This window comes from Nonomuraea marmarensis, from assembly GCF_043197025.1.
In the GTDB taxonomy this organism is placed as follows: domain Bacteria; phylum Actinomycetota; class Actinomycetes; order Streptosporangiales; family Streptosporangiaceae; genus Nonomuraea; species Nonomuraea marmarensis.
In genome coordinates this window covers 254,134-280,298 of record NZ_JBICRM010000003.1, presented here as the reverse complement: position 1 = coordinate 280,298, position 26,165 = coordinate 254,134, and the positions used below count along the sequence as shown (strand labels likewise).

Annotated in this window: 19 protein-coding genes; 11 read left to right on the top strand and 8 right to left on the bottom strand. The window is 70.0% G+C overall.

The genetic code is table 11. The annotated features are described in order from the left end of the window. Positions 1-79: 79 nt before the first annotated feature. The gene (locus ACFLIM_RS06740; protein WP_393163037.1) at positions 80-1,162 is read right to left on the bottom strand and encodes a glycosyltransferase family 2 protein; all 1,083 of its coding nucleotides are present in this window, start codon (positions 1,160-1,162) and stop codon (positions 80-82) included. Positions 1,163-1,419: 257 nt separating this feature from the next. Here ACFLIM_RS06740 and ACFLIM_RS06735 point away from each other — a divergent pair, with 257 nt between their 5' ends. The 4 genes from ACFLIM_RS06735 to ACFLIM_RS06720 are packed head-to-tail and all read left to right on the top strand — an operon-like array spanning position 1,420 to position 7,023. Beyond that, positions 1,420-1,857 (top strand): hypothetical protein, encoded by a 438-nt coding sequence (locus tag ACFLIM_RS06735; protein WP_393163035.1) that lies wholly within the window; start codon positions 1,420-1,422, stop codon positions 1,855-1,857. Next, positions 1,854-3,344 carry a glycosyltransferase gene (locus ACFLIM_RS06730; protein ID WP_393163033.1) on the top strand — a complete coding sequence of 497 codons (1,491 nt, stop codon included), beginning with the start codon at positions 1,854-1,856 and terminating at the stop codon, positions 3,342-3,344. The genes ACFLIM_RS06735 and ACFLIM_RS06730 overlap by 4 nt, the downstream gene beginning before the upstream one ends. Then, complete coding sequence (locus tag ACFLIM_RS06725) at positions 3,341-5,353, top strand: glycosyltransferase (protein WP_393163031.1); 2,013 nt, start codon at positions 3,341-3,343, stop codon at positions 5,351-5,353. The genes ACFLIM_RS06730 and ACFLIM_RS06725 overlap by 4 nt, the downstream gene beginning before the upstream one ends. Next, positions 5,350-7,023 (top strand): glycosyltransferase, encoded by a 1,674-nt coding sequence (locus ACFLIM_RS06720; RefSeq protein WP_393163029.1) that lies wholly within the window; start codon positions 5,350-5,352, stop codon positions 7,021-7,023. Before ACFLIM_RS06725 ends, ACFLIM_RS06720 begins: the two co-directional genes overlap by 4 nt. 225 nt (positions 7,024-7,248) lie before the next feature. Here the strand turns inward: ACFLIM_RS06720 and ACFLIM_RS06715 are convergent, their stop codons facing one another. From ACFLIM_RS06715 to ACFLIM_RS06700, 4 genes are all read right to left on the bottom strand, one after another. Next, a complete protein-coding gene (locus tag ACFLIM_RS06715) occupies positions 7,249-8,541 on the bottom strand; it encodes a homoserine dehydrogenase (RefSeq protein WP_393163027.1) in 1,293 nt (430 codons plus the stop codon). After that, entirely contained in the window at positions 8,538-9,920 is a 1,383-nt protein-coding gene (gene lysA / locus ACFLIM_RS06710; RefSeq protein ID WP_393163025.1) for a diaminopimelate decarboxylase, read from the bottom strand. Before lysA ends, ACFLIM_RS06715 begins: the two co-directional genes overlap by 4 nt. A gap of 124 nt (positions 9,921-10,044) precedes the next feature. Further along, positions 10,045-10,668 carry an anticodon-binding protein gene (locus tag ACFLIM_RS06705; protein ID WP_393163023.1) on the bottom strand — a complete coding sequence of 208 codons (624 nt, stop codon included), beginning with the start codon at positions 10,666-10,668 and terminating at the stop codon, positions 10,045-10,047. Positions 10,669-10,678: 10 nt separating this feature from the next. Beyond that, on the bottom strand, positions 10,679-12,520 hold the full coding sequence (locus tag ACFLIM_RS06700) for a hypothetical protein (protein WP_393163021.1): 1,842 nt from the start codon (positions 12,518-12,520) through the stop codon (positions 10,679-10,681). 72 nt (positions 12,521-12,592) lie between these two features. Here ACFLIM_RS06700 and ACFLIM_RS06695 point away from each other — a divergent pair, with 72 nt between their 5' ends. Then, positions 12,593-14,227: an asparagine synthetase B family protein gene (locus tag ACFLIM_RS06695; protein WP_393163019.1), complete on the top strand. Its 1,635-nt coding sequence runs from the start codon at positions 12,593-12,595 to the stop codon at positions 14,225-14,227. Positions 14,228-14,490: 263 nt separating this feature from the next. Beyond that, complete coding sequence (gene treS / locus ACFLIM_RS06690) at positions 14,491-16,197, top strand: maltose alpha-D-glucosyltransferase (RefSeq protein WP_393163017.1); 1,707 nt, start codon at positions 14,491-14,493, stop codon at positions 16,195-16,197. On the opposite strand, the gene ACFLIM_RS06685 is transcribed toward treS, so the two are convergent. Genes ACFLIM_RS06685 through ACFLIM_RS06675 form a run of 3 tightly spaced genes read right to left on the bottom strand, consistent with a single transcriptional unit; the run spans position 16,184 to position 19,679 of the window. Beyond that, positions 16,184-18,451, bottom strand: a complete 2,268-nt coding sequence (locus ACFLIM_RS06685) for an ABC transporter permease (protein ID WP_393163015.1) — start codon at positions 18,449-18,451, stop codon at positions 16,184-16,186. The genes treS and ACFLIM_RS06685 overlap by 14 nt on opposite strands. Beyond that, on the bottom strand, positions 18,448-19,176 hold the full coding sequence (locus tag ACFLIM_RS06680; protein WP_393163013.1) for an ABC transporter ATP-binding protein: 729 nt from the start codon (positions 19,174-19,176) through the stop codon (positions 18,448-18,450). The genes ACFLIM_RS06685 and ACFLIM_RS06680 overlap by 4 nt, the downstream gene beginning before the upstream one ends. After that, positions 19,173-19,679, bottom strand: coding sequence for a PadR family transcriptional regulator (locus ACFLIM_RS06675; protein WP_393163011.1), 507 nt, complete (start codon positions 19,677-19,679; stop codon positions 19,173-19,175). The genes ACFLIM_RS06680 and ACFLIM_RS06675 overlap by 4 nt, the downstream gene beginning before the upstream one ends. Before the next feature lie 128 nt (positions 19,680-19,807). Here ACFLIM_RS06675 and ACFLIM_RS06670 point away from each other — a divergent pair, with 128 nt between their 5' ends. The 5 genes from ACFLIM_RS06670 to ACFLIM_RS06650 all read left to right on the top strand — a co-directional run bounded on the left by ACFLIM_RS06670 (position 19,808) and on the right by ACFLIM_RS06650 (position 26,104). Further along, entirely contained in the window at positions 19,808-21,055 is a 1,248-nt protein-coding gene (locus ACFLIM_RS06670) for an ABC transporter substrate-binding protein (protein WP_393163009.1), read from the top strand. 7 nt (positions 21,056-21,062) lie between these two features. Next, a complete protein-coding gene (locus ACFLIM_RS06665) occupies positions 21,063-22,382 on the top strand; it encodes an ABC transporter substrate-binding protein (protein WP_393163007.1) in 1,320 nt (439 codons plus the stop codon). 12 nt (positions 22,383-22,394) lie between these two features. Continuing rightward, positions 22,395-23,771 (top strand): ABC transporter permease, encoded by a 1,377-nt coding sequence (locus tag ACFLIM_RS06660; protein WP_393163005.1) that lies wholly within the window; start codon positions 22,395-22,397, stop codon positions 23,769-23,771. Beyond that, on the top strand, positions 23,768-24,667 hold the full coding sequence (locus ACFLIM_RS06655; protein ID WP_393163003.1) for a carbohydrate ABC transporter permease: 900 nt from the start codon (positions 23,768-23,770) through the stop codon (positions 24,665-24,667). The genes ACFLIM_RS06660 and ACFLIM_RS06655 overlap by 4 nt, the downstream gene beginning before the upstream one ends. A 63-nt stretch (positions 24,668-24,730) precedes the next feature. Beyond that, positions 24,731-26,104 (top strand): M1 family metallopeptidase, encoded by a 1,374-nt coding sequence (locus tag ACFLIM_RS06650; protein WP_393163001.1) that lies wholly within the window; start codon positions 24,731-24,733, stop codon positions 26,102-26,104. Positions 26,105-26,165 lie beyond the last annotated feature (61 nt).

Here is a 26,165-nt window from a genome sequence, read left to right as displayed (position 1 = left end):
GCCGCAGTAGCGTCGCCGGGCGCCGCAACGGCAGCGCCGCCAGGCGCGGTCGTGTGGCTCTCGTCGGCGACGCTCACCTTCATGCGGCTTCCATGAGCAGGCTGGGGCGGAAGCCGCGCCACTGGTTGGCGGCCACCTTGATGAAGTGGGCCAGCGGCAGTTGCCACGTGTGCTCGTCGCTGAGCCCTCTGCGCAGCACGTAGCCCAGCCCGTGCGTCCGGTAGATCCGCGCTCCGGCCGCTTGCGCCGCTTTCAGGAACTCGAGATCGACGGCCCGAGGCAGCCCGGGAAATCCGCCCATTTCCTGAAATTTCGCCCGAGGCACCAAGATCGTGCCGCCCGCCACGTGATCGGCCCAGACCTCGCTCGGATAACCCGCCCCGCTCGCGAACGTCGTGCGCCTGATCGTGGCCCGCAACGGCTCCAGGTAGAAGAACTCGGCCGTCGTGCCCACCACGTCGGCCCCCGAGTACGACAGGGCCATGAACAGGTCGGCCAGGTGGCGGGGACCGTACCAGTCGTCGTCGTCCCACTTCGCCACGTAGTCGCCACTCGCCAGGCCCGCCACCCGGTTGAGCACCTCGCCGAAGGGCACGGACTCCGAGGCTTCGACGTATTTCACGGGCAGCGAACAGGACTCGACCGCCTCGCGTACCTGCTCGTACGCCACCCCGTGCAGCCCGAGCAGCACCTCGGCCTCGACGTCCCGCTGGCGCTCCATCTGGGCCAGCGCCGTCCCGACCATTCTTGACCGCTTACTTGACATGACGATACTGATCTTGGGTCGCGGGGTGGGATTGGCGAGGCGGCGCAGGCGTACGCTGTGCTCCTCGCGTCGCAGGTCGGCGAGCGAACGCGCGGTGCCGTCGGCGGCATGGCCGAGCCAGGCGCGGTCTGTGAGCAGCGTGGCGAGGCCGGCGGGCACCCAGGGCGCCGCGCGGTCGGCCGTAAGCGGGATCCCGGCGGCGGCCAGCCGCAGGAGGCCGTCCAGCGCGAGCTCCGGCACCTCCGCGGCGGGCCACTCGATCTCCAGGCCGCGCAGCGGGCGCAGCGCGGGCACGTCGGGCGCCTGGCCGTCGACCACCCAGCCGATGTCAGCCCAGTGCAGGCGGGCCAGCCCCTTCTCCGGCGTACGCGCGAAGCCGCAAGGGGTGACGGACATGGGCAGGGCTCCTAGACCGCTTGGGACTCAGTCGGCGCCTACCTTACGCCGGTTTTACTGACTGGTAGACGTGAGCGCCACTTTCGGCAGGCTCGACGATGCAGGTCGAGCGGCCGGCGATTCCCAGTTTTCCTCCAGGAACTTATGGCACGGTAGGGGCCGATGTTTATTAAGGTGTCAATAATCCCCTGATGTCCGTGACGCCTCCGATGTCCTAAGAAGGCCCTCACAAGGCGTGATCTACGAAAGGTATGCGGATGCTCTCGCCCCGCCGACTGGCAGCGACCGCCGCACTCCTCGCCGCCGTGGCCGCCGCCGTGCTGGCGCTCCTCGTACTCGCAGACCTGATCACGTTCGGTGCGGCGGCGGCCACGGCGGCGTTCCTGATCTCGCTGGCGGCCCTCGCGTTCCTCGTGCTGACCGTACGCCGCCTCGACGGCAAGGCCCACCGGATCGACCTGCGGATCAAGAAACATGAGGCCGAGCTGGCCCGTACCACCACCGCGCTCAAGCACATCGAGACCAGGCTGGACCTGCTGGTGCAGGCCGTCGAGGACTCGGCGGGGCGGCGGGCCGACGACCTGGGCGCGATCCTGGCCTCACTCGGGGAGGATCGGGTGAACGCCATGGCGAGGGCGCGAGAGGTGGAGGAGCTGCGCGCGGAGGTTCGCGCGCTGGCCAAGGACTCCGTATGACGCGGGTCAGGCACAACGACTACGGGGTGTTGCGGCCGCCTGTCGTGGGGTCGTGGCGGCCGTCGTTGCGGGTTTCCGTGGTCATTCCCGCCTACGATTGCGCTGAGGCGCTCGAACGTACGATTCCCGCGCTGGCGCGGCAGACGTACCCGTCCGAGCTGGTCGAAGTGGTCGTCGCGGACGACGGCAGTGAGCCGCCGATCGACATGGCGGGCGCCCGAGTGGTACGGGTGACCGAGGGGTGGGGGCGTGGCGCGGCCCGGCAGACGGGGCAGCTCGCGGCCACCGGGGACGTGATCCACTGGCTCGACTCCGACATGCTCCTGGCCGACGATCACCTCGAGGCGCACATGCGCTGGCACCACCTGATCGACTACGCGGTGGTGATCGGCGACACCCGGTTCGTGGCCGCGCCCGGCGAGGAGGGCGTCCAGTCGGAGTACACGAGGAAGACCCTGGAGTCGACCAGGAGGCTCAAGGACGCGGGGGCGAGCGCGTACTTGCTGCACACGGGCGCCTCCACCTCCGTGCGCGCCGAGCTGCTGCGCGCGGCCGGCGGCGTGGACGCCGGGCTGAACATGGCCGAGGACACCGAGCTGGGATACCGGCTGGCGCAGGCGGGCGTGGTGTTCATCCCCGACGCCGAGGCCAGGGCGTGGCACGTCGGGCCCTCCACCGTGATGTCGCGGGAGAAGGAGGTGCACCGGCACAACTGGTCCTACCTCGGCGACCTGATCCCCGAGCTGCGCTGGTTGCGCAACCATCCCCGGCGGCACTGGCTCGTGCCGTACGTGCGGGTCGTGGTGGCGGCGACCACCTACGAGCGGACGCGGGCGACCGTGGACTCGGCGCTCGCGGGCACCCTCACCGACGCCGCCGTCACGCTGGTCGGGCCGTGGGGCAAGCTCACCGGCGAACGCCGTTCGAACCTCGACGATCCGCTGCTCGATCTGCGGCTCCTGCACAATCTCTACGTGCACGAGCCCCGGGTGGTGTTCGCGGAGAGCGTACCCGGCTCCGCCGCGCCCGCCCCCTTCCTGCTCAGCGTGCCCGCCGGGTGGGTGCTGGGCGCCGACACACTCGCCAAACTGGTACGCCATGCGGGTACGGACCTGCTCGGCCTGGTCAGCGTGGCGCTGGCGGAGGGTACGGACGGGGTCGTGGCCGCCCGCCTGGAGCGCACGGCCGCCTTCGCCCGCGCCGCCCTGTTCCCGGGTGTGGCCGATGACCTGGTGGACGAGATGTTCGGGTCGGAGTGGGTCAGCGGCGGCGAGTACGGCTTCGCGACGGCGGACGAGGCCGAGCCGCTCTCCGGCGATCCGGCGAAGTGGCGGGCACTGGCGGAGCAGCGGCTGGGCGAGGTCAAGGAGCTGCGGGCCGCGGTGGAGCGGCTGTCGGCCGAGGTCGAACGCCTGTCCGCCGAGCCGCCCACGGAGAGCCCCGGGACGTTGCGGTCGCTGATCAGGCACCTGCGGAGCGCCGGATGATCCGGCGGTTGCTGGCGGAGCTGGGCGGGGCCCAGGTGTTCTTCGCGGGGATCGAGGACGTCGAACCGCTCTACGCCACCGGGACCCGGGTCGTCGATCTCGATCGGGATCTGCTGGAGCCCGTCGCCGAGCCCGGTCAGGTGCGGGAAGTCCTCGTGCTCGCCAGGACGCCTTCCGACCTGCGCAGGATCGCGACATTGCACAAGCTGTTGCCGCAGGCCGAACGGGTGGTGGTGGCCGTGCTCGACACACCTGCCTCCCATCCGGCACCGGTGCCCACGCCGACGCCCGCGCATCGGTGGCGGTCGCTGACGGATCTGCGGGTCTACCAGCCGAAGAACCGGGTCTGGGTGGTGGATGCGCGGTTCTCCGCGGCCACGCCCGCCGGGCGTACCGTGACGGCGACGGCGCGGGCGTTCGCCGGACATCGCCTGGACGTGATCGCGGCGCCCGCGGCGGCGATCGCGGGCGTGGGGGCGGCGGACTGGCGGCCCGGCGATCCGAACGCCACGCCCGCCGAGGTGACGGGGCCGGTTCCCGAGCGGGTCGGCGCGCCGGGCAGCGACATGGTGCTACGCACCCTGGGCCATCCGCCTACGGAGCCTGACGTGGAGCTGCGGGACGTGGCTCTGGACCATCCGCCCACCACCGCTCCGGCCGGTGCCGAGGAGACCGCGGCACTCGCATGGGACGGCGACCCGAGCGGCGTCGAGTGGGCCGGGGACGAGAGGCCCATCGAGCGGCCGACGCTCAAGGCGGTGAGCTGGGAGCGGCTCGGGCGGCCGGGCATGGGAGACTCGCCGCTGGCCGATCCCGACGTGCTCGGCGAACCCTCCATGGTGCCCCCGGTGGACGAGCGCCTGGTGAACCCCCAAGGCTTCGTCACCACCCCCTCCCGCGGCATGGCCTCGCTGGCCGAGCGGGACGGGCGCTGGTCGGTGTTGCTGGAGGGGAAGGTGGTGACGTCGTTCGCGGAGTCGGGCGGGGTCACCGACGCGGACGTGGCCAGGCTGCGGCAGATCCGCGGCGTGGAGGTGGATTGGCGGCATGCGCACAGCGGGCCGCTCGCCGCCGTACGGGTGCTGGCCGGGCTGGCCGCCGCCGGGGTGCCGCTGGTGGCGGACGCGGTGCCGCGATGGGCCGGTGCACTCGGTGAGGAAATCATCGGACTTATCGAGCTTTGTCCCGATATTTCGGATGATCTCCGGCGGGAGGAGCACAGTATCCGGCTGCGGCGCGCGGCACTGCGTACCCATGGTGTGGCGGCCCGATGGGAGCAGCTCGGCGCGCCCGCCCCCGCTCCCCCGCTCACCTCGGTCCTGCTGGCCACCCGGCGCACCGACATGGTGTCGTTCGCCCTCGACCAGATCGCCCGCCAGCGCGGGGTCCAGCTCGAAGTGATCCTCGCCCTGCACGGCGTCCCGAAGGGGCACCCGGACGTGGCGGCGGCGATCGCCGCGTTCGAAGGGCCGCTGACCGTGTTGGAGGCCGATCACCGGGCCGTCTTCGGCGAGGTGCTGAACGACGCCGCCGCCCGGGCCTCGGGGTCGTTCCTGCTGAAGATGGACGACGACGACTGGTACGGGCCCGACTTCCTGTGGGATCTGCTGCTGGCGCATTCGTACTCGGGGGCTCAGGTGGTCGGTACGGTGCCGGAGTTCGTCTACCTGTCCTCCATCGACGTCACCGTGCACCGCAGGCAGGTGACCGAGCAGATCACCAGTTTCGTCGCGGGCGGGACGATCCTGGTGGAGCGGTCGGCGTTCCAGGCGGTGGGCGGGTTCAGGCCGTTGCGGCGGTCGGTGGACACCCAGTTCCAGGAGGCGTTGCAGGCGGCGGGCGGGCAGATCTACCGTACCCACGGCCTCGGTTATATCCTGCGCAGAGGCCCCGCGGCCAACCACACCTGGCAGGAGCCGATCGGGACGTTCCTGCAGCGCAACAGGCAGCAGTGGCGCGGTTTCCGGCCGAACGCTCTCATGGCCATGGACGAGAGCCCTCTCCCATGACCGGCGTTCCCCGTATCCGCCGTAACGACTTCGGCGTGCTGACCCCGCCCGCGCTGGGCGCCTGGGATCCCACGCTCACCGTCACGGTCGTCATCCCGGCCCACGACCGCCAGGAGACCCTGGACCTGACGCTGGCCGCCCTGTCGGCCCAGAGCTACCCGGAGCACCTCCTCGACGTCGTGGTCGTGGACGACGGCAGCACCACGCCGCTCCACCTGCCGGAGCTGGTCCCGGCCAAGACGAAGCTGACCTCCAGCCCGCCGGGCGGGTGGGGCCGGGCGTGGGCCGTACAGGCGGGTCTGGACGCTGCGACCGGCGAGGTCGTGTTCGTGCTGGACGCCGACATGGTCCCGCACCGGCAGCACGTGGAGGCCCAGCTCCGGTGGCACCACCTGGCCCCGTACGTGGTGGCGCTGGGCTGGATCGACTTCACCGCGGCCGCCGACCTCCCGACGCAGGAGCAGGTCCGCCAGACCCTGGAGGCGGGCCAGGAGGAGTCGCTCTTCCCCCCGTCCCCGCACCGCCACGACTGGGCCGAGCAGATCATCCACGACCACGACGGACTCCGTACGGCGCCGAGCTCGCTGGCCACCCGGATCCATGTGGGGGCGACAGTGTCGTACCCGGCCGGGCTGCTGCGCTCGATCGGCGGCATGGACACGTCCCTGGTCCTGGCCGAGGACACGGAGCTGGGCTACCGGCTCACCCAGGCGGGCGTGGTCTTCGTGCCCGATCCGGAGTCCCGTACGTGGCATATCGGCCTTCCTACGGCGATGCGCGACTTCGCCGCGCTGAAGCGCTACAACGACCCCTATGTCGCCGACCGGGTCCCCTATCGCCGCTACCTCCGCACGGACGCGGGCCGGCAGTGGCTGGTGCCGTACGTGGACGCGGTGGTGCCCGCCGGCACGTACGAGGACACCCGGGCCACGGTCGACGCCCTCCTGGCCGGCTCGATCCCGGACATCAGGGTCACCGTCACCGGCCCCTGGGACTCCCTGACCGACGACCGCCGCTCCCCGCTCGCCGACGAGCACCTCGACCTCCGCCTCATCCAGGCGAACTTCGCCCACGACCCCCGTGTCCACCTGACCACCCCGACGGCCGGAACGCCCCCGTTCCGCCTCTCCGTACCCGCGGGCTGGGTCCCGTCGAAGGACGCGGTGGAGCACCTGGTGGCCCACCTGGAGGAACACGACCTCGGCACCCTCTGCGTGGCCCTGGACGAGACCCCGCAAGGCGTGAGGGTCGCCCGCCTGGACCGCACGGCCGCCCTGTCCAGAGCCGCGCTGGTGGCCACGCAGGACGACCGCCTGGACGACCTGATCGACTCACTTTTCGGCCTGGAATGGGTGGACGGGCAAACCTGGGGCTTCAGCCGCCGGCCCGCCGTCTACCCGCCCCGCAAGCAGCCGATTTCCGAGGTGGCCCGGCTCACCGCCGAATACGAAAAGGAAATCGCCCTCTACCGCAAACGCACGGCCGCCCTCCGAACGGAGATCGCGCAGTTGCGCAGGGAAGCGGGGAAGAACGGCAGGGACGCGGCCCGCTGGCGCGAGAAGGCCGAAGCCTGGCGCCGGGAGGCGGCCCGCCTGACCCGCGCCCAGAACCGCACGGTACTGAAACGAGCCGTCCGCCGAGTCCGCAACCTGGCCTTCCCCGACGACTAGCCCGGCTTACACGTCCGTGTCCTTGGGGTGCCTGGTGGACGCATACACGAAATGCACGGTCCGCCGTTCCACGTCGTCGCCACGCTTCGGGCTCACGGAGCGAGCACCTCGCCGTGGTCCTCATCGGGCAACGCCTGAGTGAGCTGAGCGGTCAGGGCGGGATCGGCCAGGATGCGAGCGGTCGCGCGCCACTCGATGGTGATCCGATGCAGAGTCGCATGGACGTTAATCGTCGTCGCCCTCCACGCGCATCACGCTGGCCACAGCGCGGACGATGTCCAGCTCCCGCAACCCTTCCATGGTCGCCGTCAGCGCCGCGTCCGTGGCCCGGTGGGTGACGATGACGAGTTGGGCGTCGTCCCCGTGCCCCTCCTGGCGGACGGTCTGGATCGAGACGTCGTGCTTGGCGAACAGGTCCGCCACTCGCGCCAGCACGCCCGGCTTGTCCGCCACGTCCAGGGCCACGTGGCAGCGCGTGACGGTCTCCCCCATGGGATGCACGACCCGCTCCGCGTACGTGGACTCCTCGGGGCCGCGCGTGCCCGCCAGGCGGTTGCGGGCGACGGCCACCAGGTCCCCGAGCACGGCCGAGGCCGTGGGAGCCCCGCCGGCGCCCTTGCCGTAGAACATCAGCTGCCCCGCCGACTCCGCCTCCACGAACACCGCGTTGTACGCCTCCCGCACCCCCGCCAGCGGATGCGAGCGCGGGATCATCGCCGGGTGCACCCGCACCCCGACCGAGCGGCCGTCGTCGGAGCGGGCGCAGATGGCCAGCAGCTTGATGACGTAGCCCATGGCCTTGGCCGAGGCCACGTCGGTGGCGGTGATCTCGGTGATGCCCTCCCGGTGCACTTCGGCGGCCGTGACACGGCTGTGGAAGGCGAGCCCGGCCAGGATGGCGGCCTTGGCGGCGGCGTCGAAGCCCTCGACGTCGGCCGTCGGGTCGGCCTCCGCGTAGCCGAGGGTCTGGGCCTCCTCCAGGGCGTCGGTGAAGGACGCGCCCGAGGAGTCCATCTTGTCCAGGATGTAGTTGGTGGTGCCGTTGACGATGCCGAGCACCCGTTTGACGTGGTCGCCCGCCAGCGACTCGCGCAGCGGCCGCAGCAGCGGGATGGCCCCGGCGACGCTGGCCTCGAAGTAGAGGTCGCCGTTGCCGGTGCGGGCGGCCTCGTGCAGGGTGCCGCCGTCCTCGGCCAGCAGCGCCTTGTTGGCGGTGACCACGGACTTGCCCTTGGACAGGGCGGACACGATCAGCGTGCGGGCGGGCTCGATGCCGCCGATGACCTCGATCACGATGTCGACGTCGTCCCGCGTGACCAGCGACTCGGCGTCGGTGGTGAGCAGCGCGGGATCCACCTCGACGTCGCGCTTGCGGCCCAGCCGCCGCACCGCGACCCCGGCCAGCTCAAGGGGGGCGCCGACGCGGGCGGTCAGGTCGGCGGCCTGCTCGTGCATGAGCCTGATGACCTGCGAGCCGACGACGCCGCAGCCCAGCAGAGCCACTTTCAGCGGTTTCACAGCTGCCCCCTCAACAGGTCGTCCTCGGTCTCACCCTGCACGATCACCCGGGCGGCGCCGCCGGAGACGGCCACCACGGCGGGCTTGGGCAGGTAGTTGTAGTTGCTCGCCAGCGAACGGCAGTAGGCTCCCGTCGCCGCCACCGCGATCAGGTCGCCAGGCGCCAGGTCGGCGGGCAGGTGGCAGTCGCGCACGATGATGTCGCCGCTCTCGCAGTGCTTGCCGACCAGACGGCTGAGCACGGGCTCGGCCGTGCTCTCGCGGCTGGCCAGCACGGCGGTGTATTCGGCGCCGTAGAGAGCCGTGCGCACGTTGTCGCTCATGCCGCCGTCGACGCTCACGTACGAGCGCAGCCCCTCGACGTCCTTGACCGTGCCGACCTCGTAGAGCGTGATGCCCCCCGTGCCCACGATGGTGCGCCCCGGCTCCACGGTCAGGCGCGGCACCGGCAGCCCCGCGTCCACGCACACCTTGGTGACGATCTCGCGCAGCCCGTCGGCCAGCTCCTTGATGTCGGGTGCCTCGTCGCCTTCGACGTAGGCGATGCCGTAGCCGCCGCCCAGGTCCAGATCGGGTAGCACCACGCCGTGCTCGTCCTTGATCTGCACGAGCAGCGTGGCCAGCCGCCGCGCCGCCACCTCGAACCCCGCCGTGTCCACGATCTGGGAGCCGATGTGCGAGTGCAGCCCGACGAGCTCGAGCTGCGGCAGGGCGAGGATCCGGCGTACGGCCTCGGCGGCGGCCCCGGAGTTGAGCGACAACCCGAACTTCTGGTCGTCGTGCGCCGTCGCGATGAACTCGTGCGTGTGCGCCTCGACCCCGGTCGTCACCCTGATCATCACCTTGGGCCGGCTGCCGCGCTGCTCGGCGAGGTAGCCGAGCCTGGCGATCTCGTCGAACGAGTCGACCACGATGTGCCCGACCCCGACCTCCAGCGCCCTGGCCAGCTCGGCGGTGGACTTGTTGTTGCCGTGCATGGTGATGCGCCCGGGCGGGAACCCGACGCTGAGCGCGACCGCCAGCTCGCCGCCGCTGGCCACGTCCAGCCCGAGGCCCTCGTCCAGCAGCCACCGGACGACCTCCTTGCACAGGAACGCCTTGCCCGCGTAGTGGACGTCGGAGTCGGAGAACGCGGTCGCGTAGTCGCGCATGCGGGAGCGTACGTCGTCCTCGTCGAGCACGTAGAGCGGGGTGCCGTGGGCGCGGGCCAGGTCACGCACGTCCACGCCGCCGACCGTGAGCGCGCCATCGGTCCGGGTCGACGTTCGGGGCCAGATCGCGGGGTTGATCCGGTTGAGGTCGGCGGGCGCCTGCGGTGGGCGCTCGTGGGGCAGCATCTCGGCGTGCCGGTCCCCGGCGGGGTGGACGAATCGACTCACCCGATCGAGGCTATCGGACCCGCCACCCCTCCCAGGACCCATGACCACGTATCGAGACACGATCAAGCCCCAGAAGGGATATTTTTACGATTTTTCGCCGTTTAGCCGGATATTTTGTGATCCTTCACAGCCGCTCCGGCCCCACCAACACTCCCTGTACGACCTCCGCCAACCGCACCCGCGCGGTGTGCACCGGCGCGGGCAACGCATCCCCGACCGGCACGGCAGGCGCGTGCTCGTGCGCGTCGTGATAAGCCAGGGCCAGCCGCACAAGGTACGTCTCCCACCCCGGATCCCTGCTGACCACCCGCCCGGGCAACTCGGCCAGCACCCGCAACACCCCCCGATCGTAGCGATCATCGAGCAACTCGGGCCGGAACCCTTCGCGCGGCACCCCCAGCTCCTCGGCCCACCGCCGCACCGCACAGGCCCGCGCATGCCCGTACCGCACCACGAACCCGGGGTTGTCCCAGGTACGCGGAAAGTCCGGCCACTCAGGCCCGGGAACGTCGAACGGCTCGACGGCCTCCAGCACCTCGCCGGGCACGCTCACGACGATCCGCAGAAACCCGTTCCCCTGGACCTCCACCCCGGCGACTCCCGGCAGCTCCCGCACCCGCTCCGCCAGCGACTCGGCGGGAACCCGCCGCCGAAGAGCAGCCGCGGAGACGTAGCCGGCCTCCCGCTCCCACGTCCCCTCGGGCACCGGCGGCTCCCCGAGCACCTCGGCCAGCTCCCCAAGCGTCATGGGGACGACCCTAGATGAGCGCGTGGGGCTCCGCCGAGCCGTATTCGACCAGGTGGGCCGCGCCCAGCAGCCAGCGGTCCTCGTCGCGGACCCGGACATAGCCGAACCGGTCCGCCGAGAACACCTTGATCCCATCCGTCCGGCACTGCCGCATGAGCACCTCGTCCCACCCGTCGGTGAGGTCGGCGAAGCCCAGCTCGCGCAGCGTGTTCCGGCGGGCCAGGAGGGTGGCTCCGGCGATCTCCGGGAGGTGGGAGTACTCGGCGTCCGGCTGCTTCAGCAGGGTGGCCTGGGGCTTGCGGAGGTGGGCGTAGAAGGCCGCCTTGCCGACGATGTCGGCCGTGCTGAAGAGGAAGGCGCGGCGCAGGTCCGACAGGTAGTGAGCGCCGTACACGTCGCGCGGGTCCATGACCGCCACCAGGTCGGCCTCGCACAGGTCGATGCCGGCGTTGAGCATGGCGCCCTCGGTCATCGAGGGCTGCGGCCGGCGGTAGACGACCTCCACGTCAGGCAGCACGTCGCGGGCCCGCAACTCGGCCTCCGGCGGACCGATGACGATCACCTGGTCCACGCCCGACTGCTTGGCGACCTGCGCCAGCGCGTGCTCCATCAGGAACGGGTCCATGATCGGCAACAGCACCGAGGTGTTGAGGGTGGCGCGGGCGCTGGGCAGGCCGATCGCCTCCAGCAGCTCGTCGATGCGCTCGGTCATCGTGCCCATCCCGTACGCCCGGCGCAGCGCCACGTGCGCCCGCCGCGTGTCCGCCTCGGTGCCGATCGGCGTGCCGCAGGCGGCGATCTCGGCCAGCCGCCACTGCGGCGTGCCGGGCGGGCAGTCGGCCGCGGCGGGCCAGCGGTAGGAGGTCAGCACGTCCGGGTACGCCAGATGCCCGGGCAGCAACTGGTCGAGCGTGAGCACCCGGTCGATGCGCCCGCCGGAGAGCGGCAGCGGGTTGTGCACCCTGGGCTGCACCCCGAACTGCAGCCGCGGCCAGGCCACCGTCAGATCAGTGGTGAACCGGTGCTCGAACAGCTCGGCCGCCGCGGCGTAGGCGGCCACGTCACCTTGCGTGTGCCAGAAGATCGTACGGATGCCGCGCTCGGCGCACCAGGCCAGCAGCGCCTTGAGGCCCTCGCCCGGCTCGCCGGTGATCTCCTCGGCCCACGGCCCCTGGGTGACCGACTCGACCACGAGCAGGTGGGGCACTTCGAGCGGCAGCACCCTGGCGAAGTCGCGCGGCGTGAAGCCGGTCGTCTGCCGCCACTCGTACCGCAGCAGCGCCTCCGCGTGCGGGTCGGCGATCACGGCGGCGGTCAGGTGCGGCCGCGTGTTGGGCCCCGTCGGCACCCGGAACGGCTTGAGCTTGAACGAGGCGCCCCCGAGCGTCCTGGTCGTGGTCGTGGCCTGGAACGCGGCCCCCAGGCGCTCCTCCTTGGCCTTGGCGGCGGCCACGGGCCTGCGCTTGGGCGCGATGGGCCGCTTGACCGGCTTGGCGGCGCCCCTGAGGCCCTTGGCCAGCCGCATCGGGTTGCTCTTGCCGCTCTTGATCGCGTCGCCGAGACGGTTCCAGCGCGCGACCTTGATCGAGGACAACTTCCAGTTGGCCACCTCGGCCTGGAACCGCTGCTCGGCCAGCTCCCTGCGCAGCTTCTCGGCGGCGGCCCGCTCGGATTCGAGCCACTCCTCGGTCTCGCTCAGTTGCTCGGCCAGCGCCTTGACCTCCTCGGCGCGCTGCTCGGCCGCGGCCAGCCTGGCCTGGGCGGCGTCCAGCAGCCTGGCCAGCTCGGCCGCGCGCCCAGCCTGCGCGACGGCGTCCCGCAGCGCGCGACGAGTGCTCTCCAGCTCAGACAAACCGGTCCTCCGCCCTCTCAGTCCGGCAAAGGATACTCTTTTGCGAGAAGCGTCTCGAAGGGATGAGATCCGGTGCAGTTCAACGTGCGGCCCTACATATGCGGCGCTCTCGGCCGGATCGACACCGCCATACTCGGCAAGCTGACCGCCGCGGGGCCGAAGGTCCGGCCCGCGCTCCAGACCGCCGAGGCCGCGCTGTTCAGCTCCACGCCGTTGCCGCCCTACCACCGGGCTGACGGCTCGTTCGCGTTCGCCTGGGGCGAGCGCAGGCCGGTCGCGGCCGGGGAGTGGATGACCGTCGCGGAGACGTACGAGGCCCCTGGGCTGATCGGCGACGGCCCGCGGGTCACGCTGCACACGGGCGCGCTGGGGCTGGTGGACGTCTACTACGTACGCCAGGGCGACGCGGTCTACTTCTCGTCCCTGATCCAGCCGCTGCTCAGCCTGGTGCCGATCGAGATCGACTGGTCGGCCTGGGCCTCGATCATCCAGGTGACGTTCCCGCTGGGCGAGGCGACCCCGTACCGCGAGGTCAAGCGGCTGCCGGGGTCGAGCGCGCTGGTGTGGGAGCACGGCCAGGTGACCACCGAGCGCCGGCTGCCGCGCTGGTTGCGCAGCGAGCCGTACGAGACGTGGATCAGCCCGGGCGAGATCGTCGAGCTGCTGCACGAGGTCTACCGGGACTACGAGGGCCGCAAGCTGCTCGTGCCGGTCAGCGGCGGCTACGACTCGCGGCTGCTCGCGAGCGTGGCCAAGGCCCGTGGGGCGGACGTCGAGTCGTGGACCACCAGCCCGGACGACGGCACCGACACCGACATCGCGTTCGCCAGGTCGATCACCAGGGAGCTGGGCATCCCCTACCGGGTGATCCTCCAGGACGCCGCCGACTACCCGGACGACGCGGTGGAGGTGGCCCGCAGGCTCGAATACCTGACCCCGCACCACGCCTGGTACGCGCCCTTCGCCAAGGAGGTGCACGGCGCGGGCCGGATTCTCATCGACGGGCTGGCCGGCGGGCCGCTGCTGAAGAACTTCATGGTCAGCGAGGCGGCGCTGGAGGCGAAGACGCAGGCCGAGCGGTCGGCGGCGGTGCTCAGCTCCCTGTCACTCGGGCAACCCGCGCAGCCGTTCCTGTCCAAGGCCGCCGCGCAGTGGATGGAGGAGACCGTACGCGAGCAGTTCGCGGCCGCCACCTCCATGTTCCACGGGCACCGGGCCGAGCTGCCGCTGTCGGTGCTGCACACCAGGACCGTGCGGGGCATCGCGCGCTCGGCGGTCAACCTGGTCGGGCCCGAGGCGTCGTTCGCCGCGCCGTTCATCCACCCGGACTTCTTCGACGCCGCGTTGTCGGTTGGCGTGGCCCGCAAGGACAAGGGCCGCTTCTACCGCGAGGTGCTGTACGCGGCCAACCCGCGGGTGGCCGCCCTGCCCTCTACAAACGTGATCAAACAGCCGCTTCAGCGGATCCCATTGCGGTCCACGGCGGCTCCGGCCCGAAATTATTCGCACCGCATGCTGGAAACCGTGGTGAGCCGGGTGCCCGGGTTACTCTCGGACGAGCTGCACGAGGTGATCGCGGGCGGGCCCGACGCTCTGACCAGGTTCAACGGCTGGAACGATCGCTTCTGGGTACGCGGATTGGTGTTGTTCGGGCTGTGGTTGAACGACTTCGAAAACGACCTCACGGACCTGGCCGCACCTTTTTAGTGAACTCTGGGTAACAGGGCGATTACATACGGATCTCGCGGGTATTAAACGTCGCACAGCAGAAGCGGGTTCCGGATAGCCAACGGGCTGGTAGTGTTCGGCCCGTAAGCGCCGCACAAACGGGCACCGGATCACAAATCCGGTCTCGTTCGAGGGCATGGAGTTCGCAGGGATGACGACTCCACGCGGCGCGGTCACCAGATAACAACGCCGGGGCATACCGGTGACTTCGTCCTGCCCACATCTCTTCCTGTGAGCGACATATGATCAACGCATCCCCAATACCGGAGCCGATCTCCGAGGCGTTCGTCTCGGAGGATCCATCCTGGTACAAGCGGGCGGTGTTCTACGAGGTCCTCGTCCGGGGGTTCAAGGACTCCAACGGCGACGGCACCGGCGACCTGCGCGGTCTCATCGAGAAGCTGGGCTATCTCGAGTGGCTGGGTGTGGACTGCTTGTGGTTGCTGCCGCTGTACGAGTCGCCGTTGCGAGACGGCGGCTACGATATTTCGGACTATATGAAGATCCTTCCAGATTTTGGTGATTTGGGGGATTTCGTGCAGCTGATCGAGGCCGCCCACGAGCGTGGCCTGCGGATCGTCACCGATCTTGTGATGAACCACACCAGCGACCGGCACCCCTGGTTCCAGGCGTCCCGGCACGATCCCGCCGGCCCCTACGGGGACTTCTACGTGTGGTCCGACAACCCCGGCGCCTATCCCGACGCGCCGATCATCTTCATCGGCGCCGAGGAGTCCAACTGGACCTACGACCCGGTGCGCAAGCAGTACTACTGGCACCGTTTCTTCCACCACCAGCCGGACCTGAACTATGACAACCCGGCGGTGCAGGATGCCATGCTCGAGGTGTTGCGGTTCTGGCTGGACCTGGGCATCGACGGGTTCCGGCTGGACGCGGTCCCGTACCTGTTCGAGCGCGAGGGCACCGCGTGCGCCGGGCTGCCGGAGACGCACGCGTACCTGAAGAAGGTCCGGGCCGAGGTGGACCGCCTCTACCCGGACCGGGTGCTGCTGGCCGAGGCCAACGGGTGGCCCGAGGACGTCGTCGAATACTTCGGCGACCCCACCACGGGCGGTGACGAATGCCACATGGCCTTCCACTTCCCGCTCATGCCGCGCATCTACATGGCGGTCAAGAAGGAGACCCGCGAGCCGATCTCCGAGATCATGTCGCGGACGCCCAAGCTGCCGGAGAAGGCGCAGTGGGGCATCTTCCTGCGTAACCACGACGAGCTCACGCTCGAGACGGTGACCGAGGAAGAGCGCGACTACATGCACAAGGAGTACGCCAAGGACCCGCGCATGCGCGCCTACCTGGGCATCCGGCGCCGGCTGGCCCCGTTGCTGGACAACGACAGGGACCGGATCGAGCTGTTCACGGCGCTGCTGATGAGCCTGCCCGGCTCGCCGGTCATCTACTACGGCGACGAGATCGGCATGGGCGACAACATCTGGCTGGAGGACCGCGACTCGGTCCGTACGCCGATGCAGTGGAGCCCCGACCGCAACGCCGGGTTCTCCTCGGCCGACCCGGGGCGGCTCTACCTGCCCGCGGTCATGGATCCGATCTACGGCTACCAGGCGGTCAACGTGGAGGCCCAGCAGCGTCACGAAGGCTCGCTGCTCCACTTCACCCGGCGCATGCTGGAGATCCGCCACAAGCACCCGGTGTTCGGCGTGGGCGCGTACACCGAGATGTGGTCGTCGAACCCCTCCGTGCTCACCTACGTGCGCGAGGACCGCGACGACGTGATGTTGTGTGTGAACAATCTCTCGAAGTTCCCGCAGCCGGTGGAGCTGGACCTGCGCAGGTTCGAGGGGATGATCCCGGTCGAGGCGCGCGGCGGGGTGGAGTTCCCGCCGATCGGGGAGCTGCCCTATCTGCTCACGCTGCCGGGGCACGGGTTCTACTGGTTCGCGCTGAAGCCGGCGGAGATCAGCGCGACGTGACCGGCACCTGGGCACGGGCCGCGCGGCGGGCGGGAATGAGCGCGACCGCGAGGGCCGTGCCCACGGCGACCACGACGGCCACGGCCAGCGTCAGAGCCGAGGGCGAACGGCCGATGCCCGCGCCCACGCCGCTCGTGTGACCCTGCAGGTCGATCAGCCCCTTGACGACGGAGGCGCCCGCCGCGGCGCCCGCACCCACGCCGAGCACGACGAGCAGGCCCGTGCCCGTCACGAGCGTGGCCATCACCTGGCGCGGGGTCAGCCCCATGGCCTTCAGCACGGCCAGGTCGAACGCGTGGTCGCGCAGGCCGAGCGCGCTGGCGGTGAGCAGGTTGGCCAGGCCGATCAGGGTCAGCACGGCGATCAGCGCCACGATCACGACCCTGATCACCGACAGCCGGTCCGCCGGGTTGACCGCGGCCTGCACGTCCAGGCCCTCGGCCGACTCCGCCAGCAGCCGGCCGCGCACCTCGGCCTGGTCCGCCCCGGGTCGCAGCGCGAGCGCGTAGAACTCGGGCGGCACCGAGTCCTTGGCCGCCAGGCTGTCGAGCCCCACCGAGAGCACCTCGCCGTCCAGGTCGGGCTCGACGGTCCTGCCGACGATCCGGACGATCAGCGGCGAGCCGCCCACGGTCAGCCTGACCCGGTTGCCGATCTTGAGGCCGAGCAGGTCCAGCAGGCCCTGCCCGGCGACCGCCTCGCCTGGCCTGCCGTACATGCGGCCCTCGACCACGGGGAACGGGTACGGCTCCGCCGAGGCGCCGATCGCCCGGACCATGACCGAGCGGGCCTGGCCGGGGGCCAGGGCGTTCACGTCGGTGCCCGGATAGACCGCGGCCACGTCCCTGTCCTGCTCGGCGATCCGCTTGGCGTCGGCCGACTCCAGCTTGCCCGGTCTGACGTACAGGGAGGCGTGCTGGCCCACCTGCTCGGGGTGGCTGAGGAAGTTGTCCAGCGTGGCCCAGACGCCGAGGCCGATCGTGATCATCATCATCGGCACGGCCAGCCCGAACGCCGTCAGGAACGCCGGCACCCGCCTGGTGAAGGCGTCTCTGGTGCCCAGGATGAGGGCGGGCGGGAGGCGTACCAGGAGGGCGAGTCTGGCCAGCCTGGACAGGTGGCCGCGCGGCGGCGCGGCGGGCACGTCGGGGATCGGCGGCGTGCGGCCGCCGCGCCACGCGGGCACCCCGACGGCGGCCAGCACCACCAGGGCCGTGCCGCCGACGATCAGCAGCACCGGCACCGGGGCCACGGACGTCGCGCCGAGCACCGCCGCCATCACGCCCCAGCCCGCCGGCGCGCCCAGAGCCACGCCGAGCAGGCCCAGCGCGCCGTGCTCGACCAGGAGCAGCAGGGCGACCTGGCCCCTGGTGAAGCCCAGCGACTTGAGCGTGGCCAGGTCGCGCAGCTGGCCCAGCACCCGCCCGCCGGCGGCGTTGGCCAGCGCGAGCGCGGCGGCCACCAGCCCGACCACCCCGAACAGCGCCAGCAGCGTGCCGAGCAGCCGGTTGTCCAACTCCATGGAGGCCCTGACCTCGCGCCAGGTGTAGACCCGCTGCAGCTTGTCCTCCAGCATGACGACCACGCGCTGCGAGACGACCTGCGAGGCGTCGGGGTCGGCCAGGCGCAGCCCGGTCACCCATTCGCTGCGGCCGAGCATGGGCTCGATCCGGTCGAGCATCACCGGCAGCACGTAGGCCAGACCGGGGGTCCATTCCGGGTAGAAGCCCTGCTCGGCGGAGTCGGCGATGCCGCGTACGTACAGGGTGTGGCGCTCGCCGCTGAGCGCGATGATCGTGAAGGGCGCGCCGATCCTGAGCCGCAGCGCGGTCGCGAACGACCGCTCGACGACCACCCCGTCGGGCTGGGCGGCGTCCAGCCACCTGCCCTCGGCCACCACCGGGTGCGCCACGTCCGGCGGCGTGGCGGGCATCGCGCGCAGCGCCGCGGGCTCCTTCTTGCCGTCCTGCGCCACGGTCACGGGAGCCGACCGGTACGGGCCCGCGGTACGGGTCACGCCGTCGATGTTCCCCAGGGCCACCTGCGGGCTGTCGTCGGTGTAGAGCCAGACGTGGGCCCCGTCGGTCTGGGCGAACAGGCTCCGCCACGGGTTGGTGCCGTCCTCCAGCAGGGTCGCCGCGGTGATCAGCGCGGCCACGATCCCGGCCACGGCCAGCACCGTCAGCACCGCCTGACCCTTCCTGGCCCGCAGATCGGCCTGGATCCACCTGCTCCCGGCGAGCGTGGCACTCATCGGAGGTCGATCACCTCGCCGGCCGTGCGCGTACGCCGGCGGGCGATGCGGCCGTCGTCGACGATCTCGCCGTCGAACAGGGACACGAGCCGGTCGGCCAGGCTCGCCACCCGGGCGTCGTGCGTGACCATGACGATCGTCTGCCCCTCCTTGTGCACGTCGCCGAGCAGGCGGAGCACGTCACGGGTGTTGCGGCTGTCGAGGTTGCCGGTGGGCTCGTCGGCCAGCAGCACGCTGGGCTGGTTGGCCAGCGCCCTGGCCAGCGCCACCCGCTGCTGCTCGCCGCCGGAGAGCTGGGCGGGCGCGGCGTCGGCCCGCTCGGCGAGGTTGAGCGCGCCGAGCAGGCTCTCCCTGCGCTCCCTGGCCACCTTGGGCGAGGCCCCGGCCAGCAGCGCGGGCAGCTCGACGTTGTCGCCGACGGTCATGTTGGCGACGAGGTTGAAGAACTGGAAGACGAACCCGATCTTCTTGCGCCGCAGCAGCGCCCACGCGCTCTCGGAGAGGGTGTCCGCGCGCTTGCCGTCGAGCCAGATCTCGCCGCTGGTCCTGGTGTCGAGCCCGCCCAGCATGTGGACGAGTGTGGACTTGCCCGAGCCGGAAGGCCCCATGATCGCGACGAACTCGCCCGGCTCGACCTGGAGGTCCACGCCCCGCACGGCAGGCACCGGGACCGCGCCATCCTGGTAGATTTTGACCAGATTGACCGTTTTCACAACCGGGCTCATGCCAGATCCTCCTGGCATCGCTCCAGCCAGTCAAGGTCGGCCTGCAGGTGGAGCATGGCGCCCTCGATGAGCAACATCGCCACCCGGTCAGTCGGCGGCGTGCGGGCCAGGAGGTCGTTGAGATCGCTCATGAGCGACAGGTAGTGGCGGCGCTGCCGGTTGATCAGCGCCATCCGGTCGGCGATGCCGGTCAGCGGCGCGAGCACGAGCTTCATGAAGAACTCGTCGCGGACCCTGGGGCCCTCCGTCGGCTCGTCGACCCAGGCGGTGAGCAGGTCGCGGCCCTTGGCGGTCAGGTAGTAGACCTTCTTGTTGGGCCGGTTGGTCTGCTCCACGTCGACCGCTCTGACCAGGCCGTCCTTCTCCAGCCTGCCGAGCGTCACGTAGATCTGGCCGATGTTGGGGGAGGGATAGGCGCTGCCGAAGGTCTGCTCGAGGGCCTGTTTGAGCTCGTAGCCGTGGGCCGGCTCTTTGGCCAGGAGCGCCAGCAGGTGAAGCCGCACGCCTCACCTCCCCGGTGTGTTACGTATGCGTTACGCGGTTATCCGTTGACCGCCAGATTACCTGTGTGCATAACATGAATGCATCTACCTAACACGTATGTAACCACTCTGAACACGGAGGAAACAGAGTGCTGCGCTCGCTTCCGCTCGCACTGGCCGTGCTCGTGGCGGCCGGGTGCGCGGCGACGGGCGATGAGGGCGGCGGCGACACGGGAACGGGTGGCATCGGGCCCATCACGTTCGCCACCGGCCGCGACACCACCGCGTACCTGCAACCCCTGCTGGACCGCTGGAACCAGGCCCACCCGGCCGAGAAGGTGACGCTGCTGGAGCTGCCCGAGGCCGCCGACGAGCAACGTGCTCAGATGGTGGCCAACCTGCAGGCCCAGAGCAGTCGCTACGACGTGCTGGGGCTGGACGTCGTGTGGACCGCCGAGTTCGCGGAGAACGGCTGGATCATCCCCCTGGAGCGCGGGTTGTTCCCGCTCGACAGGTTCCTGCCGCCCGTCGTGGAGACGGCTGTCTACAAGGACAAGCTCTGGGCGGTCCCGTATACGAGCAATGCGGGGCTGCTCTACTACCGGACCGACCTGGTCAGGAAGCCGCCGCGGACGTGGGCGGAGCTTCGCGACCAATCACGAAAAATTACGGAAAATCATGACATAGAAGGCTATGCCGGGCAGTTCTTGGCCTACGAGGGGCTCACCGTCAACTTCTCCGAGGCCGTGCAGTCGGCCGGCGGGCAGATCGTCAGCCGCGACGGCACGGAGGTGACCCTCGACCCGGCCAGGGGCGAGATCGCGCTCGACTTCCTGCTCCAGGGCCTGCGCGAGGGCTGGATACCCAAGGAGTCGCTGAGCTACAAGGAGGAGGAGTCGCGCCTGGCCTTCCAGGAGGGCCGGCTGGCCTTCGCCCGCAACTGGCCGCACGCGTACGGTCCCGCCAAGGCCGAGCTGGGCGACAAGCTGAGGGTGACCCGGCTGCCCGGGCTCGACGGGCCGGGGATCAGCACGCTGGGCGGCGCGAACCTGGCCGTCAGCGCGTACTCCAAGCACCAGCACACCGCGCAGGAGTTCATCCGCTACTTCACGAGCCTGGAGAACGAGCGCAGGGTGCTCACCGCGGGCTCCTTCCCGCCCGTGTGGACCGAGCTCTACGACGATCCCGCCCTGATCAAGCGCTTTCCGTACCTGCCCGTGCTCAAGGAGAGCATCCTGGCCGCCAAGGCACGGCCGGTGAGCGCCAACTACAACCAGCTGAGCCTGGTGATCGCCAGTTCGGTCGCCAAGGCACTCGGCAACCCCTCCACCGAGTCCGCGGGCGATGTCGCGGTCTCCATGAAGTCCGAACTCGAAGAGATCATCAGAACCCAGTGAGGCAGTCATGCGAAAAGCCAGAGCAGCAGCGATCCTGGCCGGGCTGGCGGTAGCCGTCGCCGCCTGCGGCAACGCGCCGACGACGACGCAGCCCACCGCTTCGGGCTCGGCGTCCGCCAGCGCCGGCAAGACGCTCGAGGGCGTGAAGCTCGAGGTCGCCGCCAAGTGGACCGGCCAGGAACAGAAGAACTTCGAGCAGGTGCTCAAGGCCTTCTCCGACAAGACCGGGGCCCAGGTCACCTACGCCTCGACCGGTGAGGACACCGGCGCCTACCTCGGCCCGCGCATCCAGGGCGGCAGCCCGCCGGACGTGGCGATCCTGCCCCAGCCCGGCCTGGTGCAGCAGTACTCCGCGCAGAACGCGCTCAAGCCGCTGACCGACGCCGTCACCGCGGAGATCGACACCAACTACACCCCGTACTGGAAGGAGCTCGGCTCCGCCGACGGCAAGGTGTACGGCGTGCTGATCAAGGCCGCGCACAAGTCGCTGGTCTGGTACCGCGCGCAGGCGTTCGAGGACGCGGGCGTACAGCCGCCGACGAACTGGGACGAGCTGGTCAAGGCCGCGCAGACCATCGCCGATTCCGGCACGCCGCCGTTCTCGTTGTGCGGCGCCTCCGGCTGGACGCTGACCGACCTGTTCGAGAACGTCTACCTGTCCACCGCGGGCCCCGAGAACTACGACAAGCTCTCCAAGCACGAGATCCCGTGGACCGACCCCACCGTGGCCACCGCGCTGGAGAAGATCCAGCAGATCGTGGGCAAGAAGGAGTTCCTGGTCGACGGCACCTCCGGCACCCTGCAGACCGACTTCCCCACCTGCGTGAGCAAGGTCTACGGCACCAAGAAGGCCGCCATGGTCATCGAGGCCGACTTCGTCGCCGTCGAGGCCGACCAGTCGGGCGCCAAGGTCGGCGATGCGGCCAAGTACATCCCGTTCCCCAAGGTCGGCGACACCACGCCCGTCGTGCTCGGCGGCGACGTCGCGGTGGCGATGAAGGACTCGCCCGGCGCCATGGCGCTGCTGCAGTTCCTGGCCTCCAAGGAGGGCGGCGAGATCTGGGCCAAGCTGCCCGGCTACCTGTCGCCCAACAAGAACGTCTCCCCCGACAACTACCCGGACCCGCTGACCAAGCAGCTCGGACAGACGATCGTCTCGGCCGGCGACGCCGTTCGCTACGACATGTCGGACCTGGCGCCGAGCGCGTTCGGCGGCACCGACGGCAAGGGCGAGTGGAAGGTGCTGCAGGACTTCCTGCGCAACCCGAGCGACGTCAAGGGCGCCCAGACCAAGCTCGAAGACGAGGCCAAAAAGGCCTGGAAGTAAAGAGGTAAGGCCGTGACCGAACGGTTGGACGGCCCGCAGGACCCGCCCGCGGAGATCGCGGGCGGGCCCTCCACCGGACCGGCTGAAACCCCCCGCACGCAACGACGCATCGGCCCATCGCCGGCGGTCGCCATCGCCTTCCTCCTCCCAGCGGCGCTGCTGCTGGGCATCTGGGTGGTCTATCCGATCGTCTACTCCATCTTCAGGAGCCTGTTCGACTCGACGGGCACCGGATTCGTGGGGCTGGGCAACTACACCACGATCTTCACCGACGGCGGCATGCTCACCACGATCCGCAACAACCTCATCTGGGTGGTCGTCGCGCCGATCGTGGTGACCACGCTGGGGCTGATCTTCGCGGTGCTCACCGAGCGCATCAAATGGGCGACGGCGTTCAAGCTGATCGTGTTCATGCCGATGGCCGTCTCGCTGATGGCGGCCGGCGTGATCTTCCGCCTGGTCTACGAGGAGAGCCCCGACAAGGGCCTGGCCAACGCCGTGCTGACCACCGTGCACGACACGTTCTCCTCCTCGCAGGGCTATCCGGAGGCGCGCCCCCGCGAGGGCGACCAGTCGCCGGTCGCCGCCGAGGGCGGCGCGGTCGTCACCAAGCAGCCCGCCCAGGCGGGCCAGCCGGTGCTGGTCCCGATCGTCGGCGTGAAGCCGGAGGTCATGCCGGCCGGCGCCCAGCCCGCCAAGGCCCAGGCGGCCGGCGGCGGCCTGTCCGGGACGGTCTGGTTCGACTTCACCCCCGGAGGCGGCGGCCGGAACGGCGCCGTGGACGGCTCCGAGAAGGGCCTGCCGGGCATGACCGTCGAAGCGGTCCAGAACGGCCGCGTCGCCGCGACCGCCACGACCGCCGACGACGGCTCGTTCCGCTTCGACGGGCTGCCCGCGGGCTCCTATGTCGTACGGCTCCCGCAGTCGAACTTCCAGCCCTCCTACGGCGGCCTGACCTGGCTCGGCCCGACACTGATCACGCCGGCCATCATCGGCGCGTTCGTCTGGGTGTGGGCCGGGTTCGCCATGGTGCTGATCGCGGCCGGGCTGGCGGCGATCCCGCGTGACGCGCTCGAAGCCGCCCGCATCGACGGCGCCACGGAGTGGCAGGTGTTCCGCAAGATCACCGTGCCGCTGTTGTCGCCGGTGCTGCTCGTCGTCCTCGTGACGATGATCATCAACACACTGAAGGTGTTCGACCTGGTCTTCATCATCGCGCCGCCCTCGGTGCAACCCCAGTCGAACGTGATCGCGCTGGAGATGTGGCGCGTGTCGTTCGGCGGCGGGAACAACCAGGGCCTGGGCAGCGCGCTGGCCATCTTCCTGCTCATTCTGGTCCTTCCCTTCATGATCATGAATATTCGGCGGTTCAGGAGGGAGGACACATGACGACCGCGACCGCTGCGGTGCCGGCCGGGCTGGAGACGGGGGCGCCGCGCAGGGGCGTGCTGGGCAGAATCGTCGACAGTCTCGGCGGCGGCGCCGTCCAAGTGGTGATGGTGCTGCTGGGCCTGTTCTGGCTGGTGCCGACGCTGGGCCTGCTGGTCGTCTCGATGCGTACGACGCAGGTCAACAACGCCGAGGGCTGGTGGACGATCTTCACCAAGCCCGCCGAGTTGACCCTCCGGAGCTATCAGAGCCTGCTGGCCAGCGGCTTCACCGCGTCCTTCTGGAACACCGTGTTCATCACGGTGCCCACCACGGTCCTGGTGATCGGCATCGCGGCGATGGCGGCGTACGCGTTCGCGTGGATGGAGTTCCGCGGGCGTGACGCGGCGTTCCTCGTCGTGGTCGGGCTGCTGATCGTGCCCATCCAGATCGCGCTGATCCCCGTCGCCGTCTTCTACGGAGGCGTCGGGATCTTCGGCACGATTCCGGGAGTGGTGTTGTTCCACACCGCGTTCGGGTTGCCGTTCGCGATCTTCCTGCTCCGCAACTTCTTCATCGGCATCCCCTCCTCGCTGCTGGAGGCGGCCAGGATGGACGGGGCCTCGGAGTGGAAGATCTTCGCGTCGGTGGTGTTCCCGCTGGGCAAGCCCGCCATCGCGTCGCTGGGGATCTTCCAGTTCCTCTGGGTGTGGAACGACATGCTCATCGCGCTGGTCTTCGCCAACACCGAGAACCAGCCGATGACCAAGGCCCTGCAGTCGCAGATGCGGCAGTTCGGGTCGAACGTCGACATCCTCTCCTCGGGCGCGTTCCTGTCGCTGATCATTCCGCTGGTCCTGTTCTTCGCGTTCCAGCGGTACTTCGTCCAGGGCATGATGGCCGGATCCGTGAAGTGACGCTTACGGGCGCCCGCATGCGGGCGCCCGTAACATTTGGTGCCTGAGTTGCGATGTTGGCTCATGAAGCGTCTTCTCGCCCTCACCGCGGCAGCCTTCATCTCTCTCCCTCTCACGCCCGCCGTCGCGCAGCACGGACAACCCGGCGCTCCCGGCGTCGGCGACCCGTACTTCCCCGAACAGGGGAACGGCGGCTACGACACCGGCCACTACGATCTCTCGCTGGACTACGACCCGAGCTCCAACCGCCTCGCCGGGGTGACGCGGATCTCCGCCCGGGCCACGCAGTCGCTGAGCCGCCTCGACCTGGACCTCGTCAGCTCGTTATCCGTGCGGTCCGTGACGGTGAACGGCCGGCTCGCGTCGTTCGCGCAGAGCGGCTCCGAGCTGGTGATCACGCCTCGCTCCGGGCTGTCCGCCGGACGCGACTTCTCCGTCGAGGTCCGGTACGACGGCAGGCCCGCGCACGTCGTCGACCCGGACGGCTCCGTGGACGGGTGGATCCGGACGAGCGACGGCGTGTTCAACGCCAACGAACCCCAGGGCGCGATGACCTGGTATCCCGGCAACCACCACATGACGGACAAGGCCACCTACCGGTTCACGGTGACCGTGCCGAGCACTCGCGTCGCGGTGGCCAACGGGGATCTGGTGTCGAAGGTCTCGAAGGGCGATCGTACGACGTACGTGTGGGATTCGCGGGAGCCGATGGCGAGTTACCTGGCCACGGTGTCGATCGGGAAATTTCAGCTTTTAGACACCAAAGTCGGAAATTTCCGAGTAATTACTGCTGTGGATCCTAAGTTGGCTGATGGGGCGAAAGGCTTCGCCGAACGGCACGCTCCGGTCCTCGACTACTTCAGCTCGGTCTTCGGCCCGTACCCGTTCTCCTCCACCGGCGGAATCGTGGACCACGCGCCGGAGGTCGGCTACGCCCTGGAGACCCAGACCAGGCCCATCTACCCGACGGTGCCCAGCGAGTCGCTGCTGGCCCACGAGCTGGCACACCAGTGGTTCGGCGACTCGGTGACGCCGACGCTGTGGCGCGACATCTGGCTCAACGAGGGCTTCGCCACCTACGCCGAGTGGCTCTGGATCGACAAGATCGGCACTCGCTCCCTGCAGACCTCGTTCGACACCGCCTACGCGCCCGAGGCCGACGACGAGTTCTGGCAGACGCCCACCGCCGACCCCGGCGGCCCGGCCAACCTCTTCCACGATCCCGTCTACGACCGCGGCGCGATGACGCTGCACGTGCTGCGGCGCGAGGTCGGCGACGACGCGTTCTTCACGATCCTGCGTACGTGGGCGGCCGAGCACAAGTACGGCAACGCCGACACCGCCGCCTTCATCGCCCTCTCCGAGCGGGTGTCGGGCAAGCAGCTCGACGCCCTCTTCGACGCCTGGCTCTTCCAGCCCGGCAAGCCGTCGTTGTGATCATTCTGGTACGGCTTGAGGCGACGTTTCGGCCGCAAGCCGTACCAGACCTAGGTAGGCT